This window comes from Bacteroides hominis, assembly GCF_033042785.2.
In the GTDB taxonomy this organism is placed as follows: domain Bacteria; phylum Bacteroidota; class Bacteroidia; order Bacteroidales; family Bacteroidaceae; genus Bacteroides; species Bacteroides hominis.
The window spans coordinates 3296830-3320811 of record NZ_CP178829.1 but is presented as its reverse complement, the minus strand read 5'-3'; the positions used below and the strand labels follow the sequence as shown (position 1 = coordinate 3320811).

Sequence of the window (23982 nt, the reverse complement as noted above, 5' to 3'; positions counted from 1 at the left end):
TGTTTAATCCTTTAATTGATATATAAAGTAAGGGTCATCATTATAATAAGTAATCAGCATCAGGCGGTTCAACCGTCCGTCCACCATCATAGAAATGCTGAAATTATCCAACTTATACTTTCGGACCGGATTGCCATTCCAATCGTATTGCTCTACGTGCATATAGCGATTTCCTTTACCAATGTCACTGCCCACTGCATAAGGCGTACGTCCCGAATAGGAAATATACACATAATCTCTCGTCGGAGACACCTGCATATAATGCGTTACGTTCGCATCCAATCCATCAGCAATGTTTAAAGTTTCATCATCAAAACCTTTTTGCTGGAAGTTCAGAGTCCGGACACTATCACCTTTCATATTCATGAACTTCACTATCTTGAAGTATTTATAAGCATAAACCATCCGGTTTCTCCGCGGATTGGCAGCCAAAGATCCCAAAACCGGTGATTTTCGAGCGGACCTCAATGTCAATGGATAGCGTTTTTCTTCTTTCAATGAATCACCCTCCACCTTGATTGTACGTATATAGCGTCCTGACTGATAAACAAATTCATCCTTGCCAATCTCTTGCAAATCGTTTACTCCCCGTTTTTCTGTAGGAAATAACGTATAGAGATACGTTTGGTTCAGTTCCTTATCCAACCGGTATATCTTTCCATTACTTCTTTCATACAGACAGCATAATGCTTCCTTTTCAACCAAAGGCACCACCTCCGGAGAAACAAACTCATCCGGTCCGTTACCCTTTACCCCCACAGTCTTTATGTAGGTCATGGCCGGATAATGGAAAACAAAGTAAGGTGCCCTATAATTTTTCTGCACCAAAATACTGTCCGAGCAGAGTAACATCCTGTCTCCGGACGTCTTGAATATAAAAGTATCGGGCTCAACGATCTGCCGCCCCTTCAGTTCGATAACTTCCCCAAACGGATCCTGATCTTTCAGAAAGACCTCGCCCGTCTCCAGTGGAGCTAAAGAAACGATATCCTTCTCCATTGCTTGGGCAATGACACTGTCCTGCACCTGTACTCCGTCTCCGGCTGCACTTTTCTGTCTTCCGCCACACGATAGTAAGTTCACGCCCAATAGAACGAAACAAACTGAACTGACAACTCTGTTTTTCATAGCTGTTTCAATTTTAACGATGACACAAAGATAAAAAAAAACTGCTTCCGGACAGCCGAAAGCAGTTTCTTTATTATAATTCCCGAAGGATTATCCACCGAAGTTATCAAACATCAGGTTCTTAGCCGGAACACCAAGATCGTCGAGCATCTTCTCAACAGCCTTGCTCATCGGGCCAGGACCACACATGTAATATTCAATGTCTTCCGGAGCTTCATGGTTCTTCAGGTAAGTTTCGTAAATCACGTTGTGTACGAAACCTGCTGTATACTTCACGCCGGCTGCGTCTGCTGCAGGGTCCGGACGGTCGAGTGCCAAGTGGAACTTGAAGTTCGGGAAATCTTTTTCAATCTGCAGGAAGTCTTCCAGATAGAACACCTCGTTCAGTGCACGGGCACCGTAGAAGTAGTTCATCGTACGGTCAGTGATATGCAGTGTCTTCGTCAGGTGCATAATCTGAGCACGCAACGGAGCCATACCTGCACCACCACCAATCCACATCATTTCGTTCTTCGAGTCGAGGATCGGGTGGAAGTCACCGTAAGGGCCACTCATGGTCACCTTGTCACCCGGCTTCAGCGTGAAGATGTAAGAAGAAGCGATACCCGGCATCACATCCATAAAGCCCGGTCCCTGGTCTTTCGGTTTGAAAGGAGGAGTAGCGATACGTACAGTCAGCATGATGCGGTCACCTTCAGCCGGATAGTTGGCCATAGAGTAAGCACGGATAGTCGGCTCGTCATTGCGGCACTTCAAGCCCAGCAGACCGAATTTCTCCCATGCCGGAAGATATTCGTCACCAATCAGGTTCTTATCGATATCCTTATCATAATCCATTGAGAAAGTAGGAATCTTGATCTGAGCATACGAACCCGGCACGAAGTCCATGTGTTCGCCCGGAGGCAGAGCCACGATAAACTCTTTGATAAACGTTGCCACGTTCTTGTTCGAGATCACCTCGCACTCCCACTCTTTCACACCCAGGATAGACTCGTCGATCTTGATAGACATATCCTGTTTCACCTTTACCTGGCAACCGAGGCGCCAGTGATCGGCCTGTTCTTTACGAGAGAAGAAACCGGTTTCGGTAGGCAAAATCTCGCCACCGCCTTCGAGCACCTGGCAACGGCACTGTCCGCACGAACCCTTACCACCACAAGCCGATGAAAGGAACACATTGTTGGCAGACAACGTACCCAGCAGTGTACCACCCTGAGATGTTTTCAGTTGTTGCTCTCCATTCATCGTAATCGTAACCTCGCCCGAAGGAGAAAGATAGCTCTTCGCAACGAGCAGTATAATGACAAGCAGGATGATCACCACAAGGAAGACTCCGATACTTGCTAATATTAAAGACGTCATTGTTTTATTCTTTTTACTTTAGTTATAACTTCAATCCAGAGAAACACATAAAGGCCATAGCCATCAGTCCTACCGTGATAAACGTAATGCCCAGACCTTTCAGCGGAGCGGGAACATCAGAGTAGGCCATCTTTTCGCGGATAGCAGCCAGACCGACGATAGCCAGTAACCAACCGATACCGGAACCGAGCGCGTATACCACAGCACTACCTACACCGGTGATGGCCTGCGGGTTCGACGGATCCATCGTGATTCTCTGCTGCATGAACAGTGAGGCACCCATGATGGCACAGTTAACGGCGATCAGCGGCAGGAAGATACCCAATGAAGCGTAGAGCGAAGGGCTGAATCGTTCCACTACCATTTCTACCAACTGCACGATACCGGCAATAACGGCAATAAAGAGAATAAAACTCAGGAAGCTGAGGTCAACACCTTCAATGATAGCATTGGCAGCCAGCACCTTTGTCTGAAGCAAGTAGTTGACCGGCAACGTAACGATCAAAACAAAAGTTACGGCGATACCCAGTCCTACAGCAGTTTTCACATTCTTCGACACAGCCAGATATGAACACATACCCAGGAAGAAGGCGAATATCATGTTGTCCACAAAGATGGAGCGGACGAATAAACTTAATAATTGTTCCATAATTTTTCTTTTACTTTCTTAGGTTGTATTACTTTTCCTGGAGTTCTTTGCAACGGCTGCGCTGATACCAGATGATACAAGCACAGATGATCAGTGCCATCGGCGGCATCAACATCAAACCATTGTTGATATAGCCCATCTTGTAGAATGCCTCAGGGATAATACGGAAGTTGAGCAACGTGCCCGATCCGAGCAATTCGCGGAAGAAAGCCACGATAATCAGAATCTTGGCATATCCCAGACCATTACCCACACCGTCGAGGAATGACTCCCACGGGCCGTTTGCCATGGCAAATGCTTCCAGACGTCCCATCAGGATACAGTTTGTAATGATCAGACCTACATATACCGAAAGCTGTACGCTTACGTCGTATGCAAATGCCTTCAGCACCTCACTTACTATAGTTACCAACGCAGCTACTACCACCAACTGTACGATGATACGGATACGGTTAGGAATCGTCTTACGCAGCAAAGAGATAACGACGTTTGCAAAGGCCGTAATCACAGTTACCGAAAGACCCATCACGATAGCCGGTTCCAGTTTGGCCGTTACAGCCAGCGCCGAACAGATACCGAGCACCTGCACGGTTACCGGGTTATTCAATCCCAGCGGAGTAGCGAATACTTCTTTATTCTTTTTAGAAAATAATTGGCTCATATTCTATCGTTCCTCCTTAATTATTAGTTAAAAATTTATCGTACTGGCTCAGACAAGCTTTGATCATGGCGTCCACACCTTTCGAAGTGATTGTACCACCCGAAATACCGTCCACCTGATAAGCAGGGTCTGTCACCTTTCCGTTTTTCTCTACAGCCAGTGCAACCTGTCCGTCTTTCAACACCTTCTTGCCCGAGAATTCACCCTGGAAAGCGGTTGTCGCAATTTCGGCACCCAAGCCCGGAGTTTCGCTGGCATGCGAGAAATAAACACCATAAACAGTGTCCTTATCAGCATTTAAAGCCACATATCCCCAGATAGCGCCCCAAAGGCCGGCGCCATAAACCGGTACCACATACTTGGTCTCTCCGTCTACCTCACATACGAAAACGTGCAAACGATTGTTCTCCTTTGCTTCTTTTTCGTAGCTGATAGAGAAACCATCCGTATTTTCTGTCAGAGTGCCATCTACGTTCATCAGCATGTCACCCTTTACATATTTATTATATTCAGCATCGGCGTCTTTCACATCTCTGATGTTCAAAGCAGCCAGAATTTGCTTCTTCGTATCCAGCTCCTGATTCTTGTTCTGAATCGCTTTCAGTGAAGAGCTGACGAATGCGAGCAGGAATGCCACGATAACAACCATTACCGAAGCATAAATGATAGTATAAGAATTACTATTTGTATTCATCTTTCTTGTTCGGTTTAATTGTTAGACTTAATAGCGCGTTTTTCACGCAGTTTGATGTTGCTCTGAACCACACAGTAGTCAATCAGCGGAGCGAAGATGTTCATCAGCAGGATAGCGAGCATCATACCTTCGGGATAACCGGGGTTCAGCACACGAATGATGATGGCCATCGCACCGATCAGGAATCCGAAGATATACTTACCGGTCTCCGTACGTGCAGAAGTCACAGGATCGGTAGCCATAAATACGGCACCGAAGCAGAAACCACCCAGCACGAGGTGTTCGTACCAAGGCATGTGAGCCATGGCAGTGTCCGGACCTACAGCATTGAAAATCCAACCCATGAAAGCACCACCTACGAATACGGAAAGCATCGTTTTCCAGCTTGCGATACCTGTCCACAACAGGATAGCAGCACCAATCAGAATAGCAATCACACTGGTTTCACCGATAGAACCCGGAATCAGACCGGTCACCATGTCCCAGGAGAAAGCCGGGAACCCGTTCGGATCGGTAGCAGTAGATGCTACACCCAACGAAGTGGCCGCTGTCAGTCCATCTACCGTATTACCCAGTCCGAAGATACTGTCTTGCGCCACCCAAACGGCGTCACCCGACATCTTGGTAGGATATGCGAAGAACAGGAAAGCACGGGTAACGAGCGCAACATTGAACACGTTCATACCTGTACCGCCGAATACTTCTTTGGCGAAGATAACAGCAAATGCAGTAGCTACCGCCAGAATCCACAACGGACAGTCCACCGGTACGATCATCGGAATCAGGATACCCGAAACGAGGAAACCTTCCTGAATTTCTTCTTTCTTCCACTGTGCTACGACAAACTCGATGCCCAGACCCACTACATAAGATACGATAATCTTAGGCAGTATGGCCAGGAAACCGTAAATGAACATTTCGATGAAACCACCCTGAGCTCCGGTGTGAGTGAAATGCTGGTAACCTACGTTGTACATACCGAACAGTAAAGCCGGTATCAACGAAATAACCACAATCGACATGATACGTTTGCTATCAATCGAGTCGTGGATGTGCGCTCCCGATTTCGAAGTGGTGTTTGGCACGAACAAGAATGTTTCGAAACCGTCGAACACCGAACGAAACGCGTGGAGTTTGCCGCCCTCTTCAAAGTTCGGCTTTATCTTATCGAGATAATTTCTTAACGCTTTCATTAATTATGAATTATATAAATTATGTGTTATGAATTACATCATTTCAGCACGAAGCATATCGAGTCCGGCACGAACGATGCGTTGCAATTCCAGTTTCGAAGAGTCGACAAACTCACACAAAGCAAAGTCTTCGGGCGCTACTTCGTAGATACCCAGAGCTTCCATGCGGTCGATGTCTCCGGCAATGATTGCTTTAATCAGGAATTCAGGCAGAATGTCCATCGGGAACACTTTGTCGTATTCGCCGGACATGATCATATGGCGTTCGCCTCCCTTGATACGGGCATCGAGCACATACTCTTTCTTATTTCCCATCAACCAGCTGAAATACGAACGGTTCACGCTGAACTGATTGAAACGGGGCATGATCCATCCCAACATTTCGTGGATGTCGTCGCCTTCGGGAATCACGGTCAACTGACTGTCGAAAGCACCGAGGAATCCGTTTGGTTTCACCTGCTTGCCTGTCAGCACATTACCGCTGATGTAACGCAACTCCTTATCTTTTGTCACGTTTCCGGCAAACACATTGGTCAACAATGCACCTACTTTCAGTTTGTAATAAGCCGGTTTCAGGACTTCAGAGCCTGTAACGGCTACAGTGCGTGTCAGATCCACCCGTCCGGAATTGAACAGACGTCCGATGAAGATCACAGCTTCTGCGCCGATGGTCCACACGGTTTCACCTTTCACCACAGGAGCTACATGATTGATTTGCACCCCTACATTTCCGGCAGGGTTCGGTCCGTCAAATACGGTTACCGTGACATTTTTAGCCTGTGTCAAGGCTGTCGTTTTTTGTTTGCTGCTAATACCGAGATACGTCTTGGCGATCTTAGCCAGGGCATCCAGTCCAGTCTGGAAATTAGCTTCTTCCCCTTTCAGAGCGAACTCAAAATCGGGTGCCAGCGGGTTGCTGTCGAAAGCAGAAATGAAAATAGCCCGCGGAGCGACTGTCGGATCGGCAATCACGTCATACGGACGCTGTCTCATAAATGCAAACATACCAGCTTCCAAGAGTGCAGCTTTCACAGCCTCACCGTCGAGTTTGGATACGTCCTTCTTGCCGAATTCTTCGTAATCCTGCTCAGCAGCGGCTTCAACCACGATGTTCAGCACCTTACGGCGTGCACCGCGCTCCACGCTTGTTACAACGCCGCTAACGGGCGAAACAAATTTAACTTCAGGATGGTTCTTGTCGATAAACAAGGGTCCCCCGGCCATCACATATTCCTGTTCTTTCACCACCACCTTCGGAGTCACTCCTGGGAAATCATCGGGTACGAGTGCGTAGAATCCCGGTTCTTTCACCGTTGAGAGCTCTTCAGCAGCTTTTCCTTTCAGGTTGATGTCAAGGCCTTTACGTAACTTTATTACATTTGCCATGTGATTATATAAAATAATGGTTTCATAATTTGCCCGCAAAAGTAATAAATAATAATGTGAATAAAGAGGAAATGTGAAAGGAATTAAGGAGATATTTCTTTAATTAGCATCGTTAACGATCACAAAGACACTAAAAAGGCTAAAATTATCACTGATGAACGGTCAACAAAGAACGAGGAACAGGCTATGCTGAATGAATTATTGACGACGAACAGGGGATGCCGGAAAGTATAAATTATGGGGGGACATAGCCATCCGGAAAGAAGGGTGTAGCCTTAGTTGCAAAAGGGTGTAGCCCTATGGATGAAAGGACGTAGCCCCAACAGCAAAAGGGTGTAGCCATCCGCGGAGGACAGCTACACCCTTTTTTATTTAGCGTCGATTGTTTGGAACCCTTCAATCGATATATAAAGATATGTATTCAATCTCCTCTCCCCCCAAAGGACGCTCCCCTTATAAACCGGGGGAGAATGAAGGCAATACCTACCTTATGGCACAAACCTGTTGACCGTTTATCATTCAGAGTTCATCGGTCAGCGTTCATTTCACTCTTCCGGAGCAAACATCGGGTCCCAGGCAGGCAAACGAACAGGTTTCTGCTTCAGAACTTCCAACACTTTGGGAGTTGCGAATTTCTTTTCTACCACCAGGCGGAACATATATTCGTTGAACCACTGATCCGTCATAATCAAGTGTCCCTGATAGCCATTGGCAGCTCCCCAACTGTTTTCCACCATCCATTTCACCGGTTTGCCATCCTTAATGTCTACCGCCATCAGAGTCATGGCATGGCTCGATCCACTGGCAAATGTCTGCACACGCTGTTTCTTATCCATACCGAAAGTGGTGCCCATCAACGAAGCATAGTCATAGTTGTTCACATCCAGCAACCCGCGTTCCGAGTTCAAGAATTTACCTACATCACACGAAAAATACATCATCGTACTATCCTTCAGCGAAGCGATGGCCATCTCCTTGATTTCATCGGCCGGCAGGTTAACATACGTCCAGTTGCGTCCGTCATAACGGTGACGGTCAAAGTCGATTTCATAACACTTATAATATTCACGGCTCGGATCGTTCATCAGCATCACGTAATTGTCCAGCAGATTCTTGTCGCCGTATTTTTCGAGGAACGACATCGGTGTGTATTGTGCAGTCTCCACCGGATTTCCTTTTTCATCTTTACGCGTCCAGGTAAACTCCGTAGGCGGAACCCCCAGATTCAGCACCAGCATGCGGTATACGGTGCCCAGCATTTCCGTTTTACTGTTTTCAAGCGCAGGCAGTTTGTCTCCATTTGCAGCCTGATCACGCAGTTGCAGACCAAATTCACGCAATTTTTCAGCAATCAGCCCAGCCATACGTGATGTATTCTCGCTGCTGTTCGTCTCAGGCATCACCTCTTTGGGCACCAGACCATATTTAGAAACGATGTCGGCTACACCTGTAAACGTACCTCCGTCACTCAGCGGATTACGGAACAGCCACTCCACCATTTTGTCGTCCATCGGCTTCTCACGGGTGTCGATGACACCTTGCAGGAAAAGATTCGCTTTCTCCAGTTGATCCCAGAAGAAGTTGTAATTCTGAGAAAACTCAAACGATCCGAGTCCGTACCGGGCAATGGCTTTGGCGCGCATCACATTCAGGCCGGTGAACAGCCAGCAACGACCGGACGATTTTTGGTCTGTAATTCCTTTTGAGTCTACTTTAATAGAAAAATGGGTATCCATTCCCTTCAGGTTGTCCTGATTCAGAGCCAGCTTACGGATATCGTTGTTACCGATCGCGTTACGGATGGCCTTGTCGGTTGTCGTGCCCAGGTAGTTTTGTTTAATCCGGTTCAGCATTTCGGGGCTGATACCTCCCTTGTCCTGCTGTGCATACACACTTAAGAATGCGGCACTCAGAACAAAAACAGATAATATTCGTTTATTCATGTGGTAAAGTAATTTGGTTAGTAAAGGAGCCTTCTCCTTTTTCTTTGCAAAAATAGCATCCTTTTCCGGATTTTTTGTCACAGTATTTAGATTTATTATCTATTCGAATGAAAACTAATCCAAATAAAATAGTTTCCTTTGCACCCATATTCGTACAAAGCAATGAAAAAATATATAATAGGTATATTGATGGCGATCATGCCCGCCACATTCACTGTGGCTCAAGAAGAAGGCACTACGCTCAGCACTGACACGACAAATCAAGACAGCATTCCCGCCCTATCCAAGCGCGAACTACGACGTCAGCGGGTGGCCCGCCGTAACCTTCACTACAATATTCTCGGAGGTCCCAGCTACACTCCCGATTTCGGTCTGCTGATTGGCGGCAGCGGGTTGATGACCTTCCGGATGAATCCCAGCGACACCACCCAGCAGCGCTCTGTAGTGCCCGTAGCCATTGCCCTGATGTTCAATGGCGGACTCAACCTGTTCTCCAAGCCGCAACTTTTCTTTAAGGGCGACCGTTTCCGTATTTTCGGACAGTTCAGTTATAAAAACACACAGGAAAACTTTTACGGCATCGGTTACAGCACCAATAAGGATTATGTGCGCAGCGACACCACCAGCCAGTATCGTTACAGCGGATTGCAGATCAACCCTTGGTTCCTGTTCCGCCTGGGCGAAAGCAACTTCTTTGCCGGTCCGCAAGTCGACCTCAATTATGACCACATGTACGATCCGGCCAAATACCTTGTCGACCAACCCTCTTATAAAGCGGCCGGCGGCACAGAGAAAGGCTACAAGAACTTCAGTTCAGGTGTCGGTTTCCTGCTGACTTATGATACACGCGACGTACCCGCCAATGCCTATCGCGGCATGTATCTCGACTTCCGAGGCATGATGTACCAAAAATTCCTGGGAAGCGACAACAACTTCTACCGTTTGGAGATAGACTACCGCCAGTACAAAACGTTGCGCAAACGCGGTGTGCTTGCATGGACTGCCCAAAGTAAAAACGTATTTGGCGACGTTCCGCTCAATAAATACGCGCTAAGCGGCACTCCGTTCGACCTTCGGGGATATTATATGGGGCAATACCGCGATAAATCGTCACACGTCGTCATGGCCGAATATCGCCAGATGATCAATACGGACAAGGGCAACTGGGTGAAACGCATGCTCAGCCATGTAGGCTATGTGGCTTGGGCCGGATGCGGATTTATGGGTCCCAATCCGGGAAAAATAGAGGGTGTTCTGCCCAACATGGGCGTGGGTCTCCGCATAGAAGTACAGCCCCGTATGAACGTCCGTCTCGACCTGGGACGCAACATGGTGAACAAACAAAACCTGTTCTATTTCAACATGACCGAGGCATTTTAAATAAATTATATTCAAATTCAATGCTATATTTATAAAAAAAAGGGGTATATTTAGGGCATTAGTTGCAGATTTGTCTTATATTTGCACAGATTTCACAAGCATACAGACAATATATACAAATAAATATACCCGTTTATGAAAAGAATCCTATTCATATTCATTAGTATACCCCTACTCTTATTTGGTGCAGCTTCTCTTGTATATGCGCAGGAAACCAGCGATTACTCTAAACTGACTACGGAAGACTATACTAATATTTCCCTTCCCCCACTCGACCTTCTGTTCGAAAATGCCAAAGGAGGACCGATCTATGAACTGGCCGGTGTAAAAGAGCAGATAGAGCGCAAACTGCTGGCCAAGGAAAGACGCGCGTTCCTGAAGTTCTTCAGTGCCCGGGGTACTTATCAATGGGGAAAAGTAGGTATGGATAATACCTTTACTGATGTATCTACGCCCATCATGTACAACTACAATACATCCAAACAAACCATGTATACGATAGGTGGCGCTATCAACATCCCCTTTGACGAATTATTCGATCTGTCTCCTCGCGTTAAACGCCAGAAGCTGAATGTAAAAGCCGCTGCCTTGGAACGGGAAGTAAAGTTTGAAGAGATGAAGCGGGAAATCATCGAAATGTACGCAACCGCAACCTCTCAACTCAATGTATTAAAACTGCGGGCGGAAGCCTTGGAATTGGCAACTATGCAGTATGATGTAGCCGAGAAGAATTTTGTAAACAACATCATTGACACGGGAAATTTGTCTGTCGAGAAGCAAAGACAATCCGCTGCATTAGAAGCTTTCGAAAAAAGTAAGTTTGAAGTAACCAAAAGCCTGATGATTCTGGAAGTCATCACCCGTACACCTATTTTAAGAAAATAAACAATTATACATTATGGACTATGTATTTTATCTGCTCCGTTCCCTCTATCGCGTGAAATGGTGGATCCTGTTGGGTACGGCCCTTATTACCGCTTTTGTATATTTCCGTATAGGACGGATGCAGGGAGGTTACAATGTGGAATCCACTCTTTATACAGGGGTTGTATCGGGCTATGGCATTGAAGAAGAGACTAAAGTAGACTGGGCGTTGGCTCAAAACTCAATGGACAACCTGGTCAATATCCTACAATCGGAAAGTACCCTGAAGCGTGTCTCCCTACGTCTTTTCTCACGCGTCCTGGTAAAAGGGAGGCCGGATAAAGACAACGAAGGAATCACCGCCTCCAGCTATAATTATACTTACAATCACATGAAGAACAGCAAGGATGGTAAAGCGCTGGTTGCCTTGATTGATCGGAACAGCGAAGACAAGACCATGGAGAACTTCATGAAATATGAACGTCCGGACAAAGAAAATTACATTTACGGATTGTTTTATTTTCAGCATGTATTTTACAGCTTTCAAGCCCTGAAGAAGATCAAAGTAGAACGTAAGGGAAACAGTGATTTAATCAAGACCAGCTATCAGTCCGGTGATCCAGGCATTGCCTATAATACGATTGACATCCTGATGAAGGAATTTGTCAACGAATATCAGGCACTCCGTTACGGAGGCACCGATAAAGTGATTGAATACTTTGAAGCTGAATTGAAACGCATCGGCAAAGAACTTGCCGGACAGGAAGATAATCTGACTCAATATAACGTGGACAACCGGATTATCAATTATTATGACGAGACCAAAGAGATAGCTGCCATCAATAAAGAATTTGAATTGCGCGAACAAGATGTCGAGTTTGCTTACAACAGTTCGAAAGCGATGCTTATGGAACTCGAGAGACAGATGGATGCAAACTCCAAGCTACTGATCCATAACGTGCAGTTAGTGGATAAGCTAAAGCAGACGAGCAATTTAACCGGAAAAATCACTGAGATGGAAACAATTTCATCGCCAAGTGACAGTACCGGAACCAAGCTCCAAGCCTACAAAGACCGCTTAGCGCAGAATCGGAAAGAATTGTCAAGCATTGCCAGCCGATACGTGAACGGACAACATTCCAAAGAAGGAGTTGCCCGAAACACCATCGTGGAACAGTGGCTCGACCAACTACTGCTTTTTGAGAAAGCAAAGGCCGAACTGAAAATCGTACAAAAAAGCCGTAATGACCTGAATGCAAAATACACTCACTTTGCTCCGGTGGGCACCACCATTAAGCGCAAAGAACGCATCATCAACTTTACTGAACAGAGCTACCTGACCAATTTAAAGAGCTATAACGATGCCCTATTGCGCAAAAAGAATCTGGAGATGACAGCCGCCATCCTGAAAGTGCTCAATCCGCCTGCCTATCCGATCAATCAAGAATCTGTAGGACGCCGGAAAATTGTAGCGATGGCATGTGTCGGCACCTTTATCTTTTTAGTGGCAGTATTCCTATTGATAGAACTGATTGACCGCACCCTGCGTGACACGACCCGTACGCGCAAGTTGACAGGCGGCATTGTACTGGGCTCCTATCCTGCTCCCATGAAGCCCGGTCCCGTCAATAAACAATGTGAGGATATGGCCACCCGTTATATGGGCACCGCTATTCAACGTTTCTTTACCGGACGAGCAGAAGGGCTTCCTTTTATTCTCAATCTTCTCAGTACCGAAGAAGGTAGTGGCAAGTCCTATTTGGCAGAGCGCCTTAAGAACTATTGGGAATCGCTTGGCCTGAAAGTACGACTGCTGACCGACGGGATTGACTTCGACTCCGGTTCACCCGGCTTCATATTATCCCAAAGTCTGAAAGACATCTATACGCCTCAGTCCGAAGAAATCGTGATTGTGGAATACCGCAATCTGAAGCAAATAAACATACCGACACCCTTGTTGCAAGAAGCTCAATTGAACTTATTGATTGCTTCGGCTATCCTTGGTTGGAAGGCGACTGACAAGGTATTACTCCAAAAGCTCAGGTTACAGATAGGAAAGCCTCCTTATTTCTACCTCAACCGCGCGCCGAAGTACGAAGTAGAGACTTACACCGGTATGCTTCCGCCATATACCTGGATGCGCAAACAGATGTATCGGATCTCTCAACTCGCACTGACAGAAAGGTCTCTATACCGCCTCCGCAGCAAGAAAACCTCCAAAGACAATCTCCAGGATGACGATGATGACGAATGATGAAGAAATCTATAAAGAACGGGATCCGGATACATCCGAGCCCGTTTTTTATCTTTTGTTTGCCTCTCAGTTGATACTGATGTTGATGGGGATGTTCATGTCTGTCAAAATGGGTCTGGTCACTCTTCCGATAGTTACCGTATTGGGTGTGATTGCTTTAGGCAGATGCAGCAGCCGGAGTACAGACTGGAAACGGGGAAGAAACTTAATGGCAGGACTTATCCTGATATGGGGGCTCTATTGCCTGTTCGAAATAGGCAATCCTAACCACGTGCAGGAAGCCTGGAACATAGCCATCACCCAATACTTTTTCTATCCGTTGCTTTGCGCATTCTTAGTGCCCCTGACCATCCGTAACTATAAAGGGATAGAAGCTCTGCTGCTGATTTGGTCTGTTTTCGTTTTAATAGCCACCCTGAAAGGTTACTGGCAAAAAAATCACGGCTTCAACGAACGGGAACTCTATTTTCTTTACGTATTGGGCGGATATCGCACCCATATCATCTGGTCCGGCATCCGCTATTTTTCCTGCTTTTCCGATGCAGCCAACTATGGAGTCCACGCAGCCATGGCCGCCACCACATTCGGCCTGTCCGCCTTCTTCGTCCGTAAAAAGTGGATGAAGATATACTTCGGTGTCATCACCCTTTGCGCTCTTTATTGCATTGGCATCTCGGGTACCCGGGCAGCCGTAGGCGTACCGTTGGGAGGAATCCTGCTGTATGTTTTAATCTCTAAAAACTGGAAAGGATTTGTGCTTGGAGTCGTTTCACTGTTTGCCGTCTTTTCATTTTTTTACTTCACTAATATCGGAGACAGCAACCAGTATGTCCGCAAAATGCGCTCTGCCTTCCGCCCCAACAAAGATGCGTCCTATCAAGTAAGGGTTGAGAATAAGAACAACATGAAAGCATTGATGGCAGTAAGACCCATCGGTTACGGGCTCGGCCTGTCGAAAGGAGCACGTTTTCAGCCCCGGGAGCTGATGCACTACCCGCCCGATTCGTGGTTGGTGAGCGTATGGGTAGAAACGGGAATCATAGGACTGGTGCTCTATCTGCTTGTTCATGGAGTACTCTTTGCCTGGTGTTCCTGGCTATTGATGTTTAAGGTGATGAACAAGCGCTTGAGAGGCTTGTTGGCCGCCTGGCTTTGTATGGCTGCCGGTTTCTTCGTTGCCGCCTATGTAAATGATGTGATGCAATATCCCAACTCCATTATCGTTTATACCGGTTTCGCCCTTTGCATAGCGGGTCCTTATATCGATCCCGTGATGCAGAAAGAAGAAGAGGAACTGAAAAAGAAGAAAAATAAGACAGAGCAAGAAGAATTTTATTAATAATTGAAATAGAAATGAATACGATTCACCACAGATTACACGGAGGACACAGAGTTTTAATCTCTTGTTTATTAAGATGTTTAAGAGAAAGAGATTCTCTGTGTTCTCTGTGTCCTCTGTGGTGAATAATACTCAAAACCGTTACATAAATGAAACAAACATCTCCTATCATCTCTTTTATCACCATCTGCTACAACGGCTTGAATGACACTTGTGAGCTGATAGAGTCGCTACGCACTACCATACACTCCGTCAGTTACGAAATCATTGTGGTGGACAACGCGTCCCGGCAAGATGAAGCCCGGATGATACAGGAACGATACCCCTTTGTGCGTACCCTCCGCAGCGAGAAGAACCTCGGATTCGCGGGAGGCAACAACCTCGGGATACAGATAGCGCAAGGACAATACCTGTTCCTGATCAACAATGACACTTACCTGACCGAAGACGGGTTGCCCGCCCTGATAGAACGGTTGGAGAGCAACCCCCGCATCGGGGCCGTATCACCCAAGATCCGCTTCGCCTTCCCACCGCAAAACATCCAGTTTGCCGGCTACACCAAGTTGAGCCCCTATACGATGCGCAACAAGGCTTTGGGTATGGGATGTCCGGACGATGCTACTTTCAGCACGCCCCGCCCCAGCGCCTACCTTCATGGAGCCGCACTGATGCTGAAACGGGAGGTCATCTGGAAAGCCGGGCTGATGCCGGAGATTTATTTCCTCTATTATGAAGAACTGGACTGGTGTACCAGCATGACGCGCGCCGGCTATCAGCTTTGGTACGAACCGCGCTGCACCGTTTTCCATAAAGAGAGCCAAAGCACCGGCAGGCAGAGCCCCCTTCGCGCTTTTTACATGATGCGAAACCGAATGCTTTACGCCTGGCGCAACCTGTCGGGAATGGAACGTTGCCTGTCCATCGTTTACCAGATGCTGGTAGTAGCCCCCAAAGACAGCCTGCGCTTCGCCCTGAAAGGACAGCCCAAGTTAGCAGGGGCCGTCTGGCGCGGAGTGAAGGATTTCTGGACGCTGTGCTGAATCGTCCGCATAAATGTTTAAACAATAACCCAATATCAGACTTATGATACTAACCTTGATCGACTGGATTTTATTCATTCCGCTGGCGCTCTGCGTCAGCTATCTGCTGGTATATGCCATCGCTTCCAAATTCTATCGTTCCCCCATCTATCCGGAAGCGGACAAGTTGCACCGCATCGCCGTATTCTTCCCCGCTTACAAGGAAGACAAAGTCATCATCGACTCCGTACGCTCTTTCCTTGAACAGGACTACCCCAAAGAGATGTACGATGTATACGTCATCTCCGACCACATGCAGGACTCCACCAACGAAGCCCTTCGGCAGCTCCCCATCCGCCTACTGACAGCCACCTACGAAGACAGTTCCAAGGCCAAAGCTCTCCTGCTGGCCATCCGTGCCATCCAGGAGGACGGAAAGGCAAGCGGGCTAAGCGACTACCGGCTGGCTTACATGTATGACATCGCCGTGGTAATGGATGCCGACAACGTAACCGTCCCCGGTTTCCTATCCGAAGTAAACCGTGCCTACTCTGCCGGAGTAAAGTCGATGCAAGCCCACCGCACAGGCAAAAACCTGAATACGGACATCGCCCTGCTGGACGGGGTGAGCGAGGAAATCAACAACGGATTTTTCAGGAAAGGGCACAATGTCCTCGGATTGTCCGCCGGCTTGGCGGGTTCGGGTATGGCTTTCCAGTATTCCTGGTATTACGAGGCTGTGGATCAACTCAAAACGGCGGGCGAAGATAAGGAGCTGGAGCTTCTGCTGATTGAGTACGAAATGCATACCGTCTACTTGGATCACCTGCCCGTCTACGACGAGAAGACGCAAAAGAAAGAGAACATCAAGAATCAGCGCCGGCGCTGGATGGCAGCACAATTCAGCATTCTGCTCAGGGCGCTGCGCTTCGTAAGAGACGTCAAGGAGGATGCGGGATGGTGGCGATGGTGGCCGGAACCGGATTTGACCAATAAAATCGTCCAATGGATGCTCCCCCCGCGCCTGGTGCAACTGACGGCCGTTTTCGGGCTGACACTGCTCGCCACACTGGTGAGCTGGCAGGCGGCACCCAAATGGTGGATATTGTCGGCAGCACAGGTGGCAGCCATGTTCATTCCCGTCCCCGCCCGTCTGCTCAACGGCAGACTGCTGAAGGCACTGATGCAAGTACCCTCGCTGGCACTGGGAACCATCGCTAACCTGTTCCGGCTCAAAGGAGCTAACAAGAAATTCATACATACCGAACACGGGTGAGTGATAAATCACCACTCCGTGACACTGAGTTTCACGGAGTTTCAGTTCGCCACAAATTTCACAGATGAACACAAAGAATTTATTTTCTTTTGGATACCCATAAACGAAAGACTGGAACTCTATGAGCTTCTGTGATAAATCATCCTCTGCGAAACTCTGTAAGCCTCTATAGTTAATTATCACTGAGTTTTGCAGTTCCTTCTGTTCCTCGTTCACCGTTCCTTGTTCAAAAACGCTCATCGTTGATGCAATAGACGCAATCACCGATTTGAGAATCAAGATCCATCTTTTAATCAAAACAGTTTCGGTCAATATGTTCATAAGATTTCATTTTAAAAAGTTGAGAGTATGCCTTCCTTTCGGGGAACGACCGGACAAAGCTAAGCATTGGAAGCAGAGAATACAAAAAAGTGGTGCAGATTGGTGCACTTCGGTGCAAAAGAGCACAGCGCTTTCCCGATGAAACACACCCTCTACCCAGGTTAAACAGAGCCTCTTTTACTCCCTTTTGAACCTTCCATTTCCACCATCCAGAGCCTCCAAAACACCAACACGGAGGCCAGCATGCTTTCACACCCGCAATACTCTTTCAATCAGCTATTTATAAAGACTGCATCGAAACCTGCCAACATGAAAACCTGCACATAAATAAATAATAAACAAAAAAGATATATTAAAATATATCAGCAGAATTTGCGATCGGAGGACGATTTTTCACTATCATCTGATCTCACTGCTCCCGAAACAAATCCAGGGCCCAGCATCATAAATCGCACCAGACTGTCCCGGAACTATTGGCAAGCTTACGAAAAAAAGCGAATTGATCTACCACACAGGCCTCGGAGATGATGGAAATAAGCCGCAGCTTGCTATGCAAACTGGAGCACGGCAAAAACATGTCGTCTGAAAAACTGGCAGACATCATCGCTTACTACATTGCTTTCATAGAAGAAAATTCGGAAGTGAAAATCAGTTGCCGGGAGATACTGAACGAAATCATCATGCAGGCCTCACCTTTTTCCTAAAGGAGAAAAAGACTTTATTTAAATCTTTTTGTGTATCTTTGCTCTATTGAACCGTACCTCATACAAACAACATGGAACAACCTAACGGGCACCCCAAGGTGAGTGTCATTATCCCTGTATATAACACCTGCGACTACGTGCAGGAAGCACTTGAAAGTATTTGCCGGCAGACATTGACGGACTTGGAAATAATCGTGATAGACGATGGGTCGACTGACGGAAGCCGGGAAGTTATAGACAAGATAGCTGCCACAGACAGCCGTATCCAGGTATACGGACAAACGAATCAAGGATTGTCTGTCACACGCAACGAAGGCCTCAAATATGCTGTCGGAGAATATATTTATTTCATGGATAGTGATGACCTCTTAGAGCCGGACGCACTTGAGCTTTGCTATAACAAATGTATAGCAGAGGCTCTCGACTTCGTCTTTTTTGATGCGGAAACCTTTAGCGGTGAAGCCAATACAGGCAATAAGCCTTTCGATTATAAAAGAACCTCAGGACTATCTGAAAAAACATATAAAGGCACAGATATATTGAAACAACAATTAGAAACCTACAAGTTTAAGTCATCAGTCTGCCTCAACTTATTCCGACGGGAATTTATCAGCACTGAAAAGCTTTCATTCTATCCCGGAATATTGCATGAAGATCAACTTTTCATGGCACAAGCCTATCTGCATGCTTCACACATAGGATTCATCTGCCGTGCGTTTTTTCACCGCCGTGTCAGAACAGACTCTATCATGACCCGAAAATTTACATGGAAAAACATGGAGGGATACCTTACCGTAACCAACGAACTATTGAATAAAATCCCAACTTATCCCAAAGAATGCCATTACATCATATCCCTCTTTTTGCGACAGATGCTCGATGCTGCCGTATGGCAAGCCCATACATTACCTTTACGACAGCGCCTCAAGCTATGCCTGCTCTGCCTGCGGCATTACAAACGATACGTCAGCACACGGACACTGATGGTGCTGATGCTAAAAAAACAAAAGTTATGAATCCATTTCACCACGGAGGACACTGAGGACACAGAGAATATCTTTCTCTTAATTTTCTTGATAAATAAAAGATTAAAACCCTGTGTCCTCTGTGGTGAACCAAACTCAAAAACACCATAAGAATGACGTCTATCAAACATCAACTTTTCTCCGGAGTATTCTATACCGCCCTTGCCAAATACAGCGGCATAGGGGTGTCACTCGTCGTCGCGGGCGTATTGGCACGCCTGATTTCGCCGGACGACTTCGGCGTGATGGCCATAGCCACGGTGATCATTGCCTTTTTCAACCTATTCACCGACGTAGGCCTGTCACCCGCCATCATCCAGCACAAAGGATTGACCCGGGAGAACCTGTCCGGACTCTTTTCTTTCACCATCTGGACAGGCATCGGCCTGGCACTGCTTTTCGCCGCTGCCTCGTGGCCCATTGCCGCCTACTACGACCGGGAAATACTGCGGACGCTGTGCCAGTTGCTGGCCGTCAACCTGTTTTTCGCCTCTGCCACCATCGTTCCCAACGCACTGTTCTACCGCAACAAAGAATTCAAATTCATCGCCCTGCGAAGCTTCGTCATACAGATTGCCACCGGTGCGGCAGCCGTCGTGGCGGCTCTGTGCGGAGCCGGATTGTATGCGCTGGTCATCGGGCCCATCCTGTCGGGCATCCTGATTTTCGTGGTCTCCATACGACGCTATCCGCAGCGCCTGAGGCTTACGTTGGGGCTGGACGTGTTGCGCCGGATATTCTCCTATTCTGCCTACCAGTTCCTGTTCAACATCATCAACTACTTCAGCCGGAACCTCGACAAACTACTGATCGGCAAGTACATGGGAATGTCTCCCCTGGGTTATTATGAAAAATCGTACCGCCTGATGATGCTGCCGTTACAAAACATCACACAGGTGATCACCCCGGTGATGCACCCCATCTTCAGCGAATACCAGAACGACCTTGAACGCCTGGCATCGGGTTACGAACGCATTGTCCGCTTTCTGGCCTTCATCGGACTGCCGCTGAGCGTGCTGCTGTACTTCACGGCCGGCGAGGTGACCCTGATCCTGTTCGGCGACCAATGGATGCCCTCCATCCCTATATTCCGGATACTCACGCTGTCGGTAGGCATACAGATCGTCCTCTCCTCCTCCGGGTCCATCTTTCAGGCGGCAGGCGATACGAAAAGCCTGTTTGTGTGCGGCCTGTTTTCATCGGTACTCAACGTGGCGGGCATCCTGCTGGGCATTTTCCGGATAGGCACACTCCAAGCCGTAGCCACGTGCATCACACTGACGTTTACCGTCAACTTTGTGCAATGCTACTGGATGATGTACCGGGTGACACTGCACCGCAGCCTGCGGCATTTCGCGGTTCAGCTTGTATCACCATTAGCGGTCAGTGTGCTGCTGATAGCCGTACTCTATCCGCTCAGCCTGCTGACAGAAGGAGGCAACATTTTTCTGACCCTGATTGTAAAAAGCATTATATTTTTCTGTATATTTGGGTGCTACATACAGTTGACCGGTGAATATGACATCATCGGCAAGGCAAAAGGCATCCTGAACAAACGTAAAAGCAGGGGGTGAAAGCCCATCTTAAAAACAAAACAAACAATGAAAGCACTGTTTCTTATCTTCCACGGATTCGAAGAGGCAAACGGGATCAGCAAGAAAATCCGTTACCAGATAAAGGCACTCAAAGCGTGTGGCTTGGAAGTAGATACCTGTTGGCTGGATGACGCCCACGACCACAAACGGCGGATGATAAATAACCATGTCCTCCGGGATTATGGCAACGGAATCCGGGGAAAGATTCTGAAACGCACCGAATTAAACAGCATCGTCCATTATGTAAAGACAAACGGAATGCAACTGGTTTATGTAAGAAGCGACCACAATACAACTCCTTTTTTGATCTGCATGTTGTGGCGCCTCAAGCGGGCCGGCGTAAAAGTTGTCATGGAAATACCCACCTATCCCTATGACCAGGAATACAAAGGTCTTCCATGGGCATATCGGCGTGTATTAATGGCAGACAAGTGCTTACGTGGATTAATGGCCACGCAAATCGATAAGTTTGTCACTTTCTCAGACCACAAAACCATCTTCGGCCGCCCTACGATACAAATATCCAATGGAATCGATTTTGACTTCATTCCCCTCAAACAGAGCACTGCCACTACCCGAGAACTGCACTTGATAGCCGTAGCCACCATACACCCGTGGCACGGATTCGACCGTGTCATCCGGGGATTGACACACTACCTCCGGCACGAGCATCGGGAAGATGTCAAGCTACACATCGTAGGTCAGGGCGTACCGGCAGTCGTCGACGAATACCACGCCCTGGTGGAGGAAGGGGCAATAGAACAAAACGTTATCTTCCATGGCCCCTTGTTCGGAGAACCTCTGAACCGGGTATTCGACCAATGTCAAATAGGAATAGGCAGCCTGGGGCGCCATCGAAGCGGAATCACAGACCTGCGGTCACTGAAAAATCGCGAGTACGCTGCCAGAGGTATCCCTTTCATCTATTCAGAAACAGATGCGGACTTCGAATCGATGCCCTACATCCTGAAGATACCGGCAGACGAATCTCCGGTAGACATCGGACAAGTGGTCCGGTTCTACCATTCGGCAAAAGAGATCCGACCGGCTGACATACGAGCCTCCATCCGGAATAAACTTTCGTGGGAAGTGCAAATGAAACATGTAATTGAGGAACTATGAAACAACCCATAAAAATAGCCTACTGTATCCCCGGACTCTATGCCGCAAGTGGCATGGAGAGGGTACTTACATTAAAAATAAACTATCTGGCCGACGTTTTGGGCTATGATGTATACGTCATCCTGACTGAGGAAAAAGAACTGCCTCCTTATTATCCTTTATCAGAAAAAGCCCACATCATCCATCTGGACCTCAATTTCGACCGCATGCACACAGTTACTAAGCATCTGTGGCAGCGATTGTGGAAATACAGCCAACTACAAAGAATCTATAAGAAACGGTTGACTGAGGCATTGATGCAAATCCGTCCGGATATTGCAATATCCGTTTTGCGGCGAGAGATTAATTTCTTAACTTCCATCAAAGACGGCAGCCTGAAAATCGGCGAGTTCCACTTCAGCCGGCATAATTACCGCAGCCTGGAACACCAGAAGTTCCTTCCAAGCTTTGTCCGCCGGAAATTATCAGAATTATGGATCGGGCAACTGATTAATAAACTGCGTAAGCTGGACCGTTTTGTCGTGTTGACCAATGAAGATAAAGAGATGTGGCCGGAACTGGACAATGTCATTTGCATATACAATCCTGCTTCTTTCAAAGTAGAGCATACAGCCGAAGGGACGGCACACCGGGCTATTACCGTCGGGCGATACACTTACCAAAAAGGAATCGACTTACTGTTGCCTGCATGGCAGATCGTCAGCCGTAAACATCCGGACTGGGAACTGGAGATATTTGGTGCAGGTGACCGAGCTGCTTATCAAGAACAAGCCCGGAAACTGGATATAGAAAAAACATGCCATCTGAACGGCATTACCAATGACATAGCAACAGAAATGCGCCGAAGTTCTATTTTCATACTTTCATCACGATATGAAGGAATGCCAATGGTAATCGGCGAAGCAATGGCATGCGGGGTGCCACCAGTATCTTTTACATGTCCCTGTGGTCCACGCGACATTATTACAGACGGAAAAGACGGGTTATTGGCCGAAAACGGCAACATCGAATCCCTGGCCGAGAAAATCATCTACCTGATAGAACATGAAGGTCAACGACAGCAGATGGGACAACAGGCACAGCAAAGCATACGAAAATTTCATTTGGATACGATCATGCAACAATGGGATGAACTCTTTAAAAAACTACTATCATGAACATAACGCAGCTTATAACCCGGATATACCATAAATTGAAATATGGCAGTACGGTGGAGTGGTATAACTTTTGGTATATAGTTCTCCGCAGACGGCAAAAGATTATCCCTCAAGTGGCATCAATAGATGAAACGATCCGGAAAATAATACAAGACCGATGCTCCGTCAGCCGCTTTGGTGACGGAGAAATGTTATTGACCAACGCCCACAAAAGAATTGGTTTCCAAGAAGGTAATCCCCAACTGGCCCAGCGGCTCAAAGAGGTGTTGACCAGCGATAATGATAAACATTTAGTATGCATATCCGATGTTTTTCAGCATTTGGAACGCTACAACCGGAAAGCGCGAAGATTCTGGCGCACTCACTTCTTTATCTACGGCCCGTGGTGGGACCGGCTATTACTTCCCGGACGAACCTATTATAATACATTTGTCACACGTCCTTATATGGATTTTAAATCGAAAAGAGAATGCGGGAAATGGTTCCATGACATGAAAGGCATTTGGGAAGGCAGAGACATCATATTTATCGAAGGCGAAAAAAGCCGTTTAGGGGTGGGCAACGACCTCTTTGACAATGCACAGAGCATCCACCGGATTTTATGCCCGCCCTGTAACGCTTTCAACTCTATAAATCGCATCCGGGCAGAAGCATGCAAACAAAACAAAAACGTGCTCTTCCTGATCGCATTGGGCCCCACAGCTACAGCATTGGCCTACGATTTGTTCAAAGCGGGATACCAAGCTATCGACATCGGGCACGTGGATGTGGAATATGAATGGTGGCGTATGGGTGCGCGACGCAAAGTGAAACTTGAACGCAAATATGTGAACGAAGTTCCTAATGGAAATCTGGTAGCTGACGCGGGAGAAGAATATAACAAACAAATAATCGCAAAAATAAGTTGATA

Annotated in this window: 20 protein-coding genes; 12 read left to right on the top strand and 8 right to left on the bottom strand. The window is 47.2% G+C overall.

The window, feature by feature from the left end; translation table 11 throughout:
* Window positions 1-3 precede the first annotated feature (3 nt).
* From R3O62_RS13820 to R3O62_RS13785, 8 genes are all read right to left on the bottom strand, one after another.
* A complete protein-coding gene (locus R3O62_RS13820) occupies window positions 4-1128 on the bottom strand; it encodes a BF3164 family lipoprotein (protein ID WP_317473024.1) in 1125 nt (374 codons plus the stop codon).
* A 90-nt stretch (window positions 1129-1218) separates the two neighbouring features.
* A complete protein-coding gene (gene nqrF, locus R3O62_RS13815) occupies window positions 1219-2490 on the bottom strand; it encodes an NADH:ubiquinone reductase (Na(+)-transporting) subunit F (RefSeq protein WP_032536127.1) in 1272 nt (423 codons plus the stop codon).
* A 22-nt stretch (window positions 2491-2512) separates the two neighbouring features.
* Complete coding sequence (nqrE, locus tag R3O62_RS13810; RefSeq protein WP_005776993.1) at window positions 2513-3139, bottom strand: NADH:ubiquinone reductase (Na(+)-transporting) subunit E; 627 nt, start codon at window positions 3137-3139, stop codon at window positions 2513-2515.
* Between the two features lie 28 nt (window positions 3140-3167).
* The gene (locus tag R3O62_RS13805) at window positions 3168-3800 is read right to left on the bottom strand and encodes an NADH:ubiquinone reductase (Na(+)-transporting) subunit D (protein ID WP_005805372.1); all 633 of its coding nucleotides are present in this window, start codon (window positions 3798-3800) and stop codon (window positions 3168-3170) included.
* Between the two features lie 16 nt (window positions 3801-3816).
* Window positions 3817-4494, bottom strand: a complete 678-nt coding sequence (locus tag R3O62_RS13800; RefSeq protein WP_005805370.1) for a Na(+)-translocating NADH-quinone reductase subunit C — start codon at window positions 4492-4494, stop codon at window positions 3817-3819.
* A 14-nt stretch (window positions 4495-4508) separates the two neighbouring features.
* On the bottom strand, window positions 4509-5687 hold the full coding sequence (locus tag R3O62_RS13795) for an NADH:ubiquinone reductase (Na(+)-transporting) subunit B (protein WP_005776987.1): 1179 nt from the start codon (window positions 5685-5687) through the stop codon (window positions 4509-4511).
* 33 nt (window positions 5688-5720) lie between these two features.
* Complete coding sequence (locus tag R3O62_RS13790; RefSeq protein WP_220390001.1) at window positions 5721-7073, bottom strand: Na(+)-translocating NADH-quinone reductase subunit A; 1353 nt, start codon at window positions 7071-7073, stop codon at window positions 5721-5723.
* Between the two features lie 545 nt (window positions 7074-7618).
* Window positions 7619-9016, bottom strand: coding sequence for a C1 family peptidase (locus tag R3O62_RS13785; RefSeq protein WP_032542417.1), 1398 nt, complete (start codon window positions 9014-9016; stop codon window positions 7619-7621).
* A 162-nt stretch (window positions 9017-9178) separates the two neighbouring features.
* On the opposite strand from R3O62_RS13785, the gene R3O62_RS13780 reads away from it, so the two are divergent.
* From R3O62_RS13780 to R3O62_RS13725, 12 genes are all read left to right on the top strand, one after another.
* Window positions 9179-10396: a BamA/TamA family outer membrane protein gene (locus R3O62_RS13780; RefSeq protein WP_032536126.1), complete on the top strand. Its 1218-nt coding sequence runs from the start codon at window positions 9179-9181 to the stop codon at window positions 10394-10396.
* Between the two features lie 135 nt (window positions 10397-10531).
* Window positions 10532-11281: a TolC family protein gene (locus R3O62_RS13775; RefSeq protein ID WP_005820002.1), complete on the top strand. Its 750-nt coding sequence runs from the start codon at window positions 10532-10534 to the stop codon at window positions 11279-11281.
* 13 nt (window positions 11282-11294) lie between these two features.
* Window positions 11295-13514 carry a GumC family protein gene (locus R3O62_RS13770; RefSeq protein ID WP_032536124.1) on the top strand — a complete coding sequence of 740 codons (2220 nt, stop codon included), beginning with the start codon at window positions 11295-11297 and terminating at the stop codon, window positions 13512-13514.
* Window positions 13504-14853, top strand: coding sequence for an O-antigen ligase family protein (locus tag R3O62_RS13765; RefSeq protein WP_032536140.1), 1350 nt, complete (start codon window positions 13504-13506; stop codon window positions 14851-14853). Before R3O62_RS13770 ends, R3O62_RS13765 begins: the two co-directional genes overlap by 11 nt.
* 149 nt (window positions 14854-15002) lie before the next feature.
* A complete protein-coding gene (locus R3O62_RS13760; RefSeq protein ID WP_032536123.1) occupies window positions 15003-15893 on the top strand; it encodes a glycosyltransferase family 2 protein in 891 nt (296 codons plus the stop codon).
* Window positions 15894-15936: 43 nt separating this feature from the next.
* Entirely contained in the window at window positions 15937-17148 is a 1212-nt protein-coding gene (locus tag R3O62_RS13755) for a glycosyltransferase (protein WP_217736833.1), read from the top strand.
* An 845-nt stretch (window positions 17149-17993) separates the two neighbouring features.
* The gene (locus tag R3O62_RS13750; RefSeq protein ID WP_317473025.1) at window positions 17994-18173 is read left to right on the top strand and encodes a hypothetical protein; all 180 of its coding nucleotides are present in this window, start codon (window positions 17994-17996) and stop codon (window positions 18171-18173) included.
* A 71-nt stretch (window positions 18174-18244) separates the two neighbouring features.
* Window positions 18245-19189, top strand: a complete 945-nt coding sequence (locus R3O62_RS13745) for a glycosyltransferase (protein ID WP_317473026.1) — start codon at window positions 18245-18247, stop codon at window positions 19187-19189.
* Window positions 19190-19311: 122 nt separating this feature from the next.
* Window positions 19312-20772: a lipopolysaccharide biosynthesis protein gene (locus tag R3O62_RS13740; RefSeq protein WP_005776896.1), complete on the top strand. Its 1461-nt coding sequence runs from the start codon at window positions 19312-19314 to the stop codon at window positions 20770-20772.
* A 27-nt stretch (window positions 20773-20799) separates the two neighbouring features.
* The gene (locus R3O62_RS13735) at window positions 20800-21915 is read left to right on the top strand and encodes a glycosyltransferase (RefSeq protein ID WP_005805316.1); all 1116 of its coding nucleotides are present in this window, start codon (window positions 20800-20802) and stop codon (window positions 21913-21915) included.
* Window positions 21912-23072 carry a glycosyltransferase family 4 protein gene (locus R3O62_RS13730; protein ID WP_269109692.1) on the top strand — a complete coding sequence of 387 codons (1161 nt, stop codon included), beginning with the start codon at window positions 21912-21914 and terminating at the stop codon, window positions 23070-23072. Before R3O62_RS13735 ends, R3O62_RS13730 begins: the two co-directional genes overlap by 4 nt.
* Window positions 23069-23980 carry an SP_1767 family glycosyltransferase gene (locus R3O62_RS13725; RefSeq protein WP_269109691.1) on the top strand — a complete coding sequence of 304 codons (912 nt, stop codon included), beginning with the start codon at window positions 23069-23071 and terminating at the stop codon, window positions 23978-23980. The genes R3O62_RS13730 and R3O62_RS13725 overlap by 4 nt, the downstream gene beginning before the upstream one ends.
* Window positions 23981-23982: the final 2 nt, after the last annotated feature.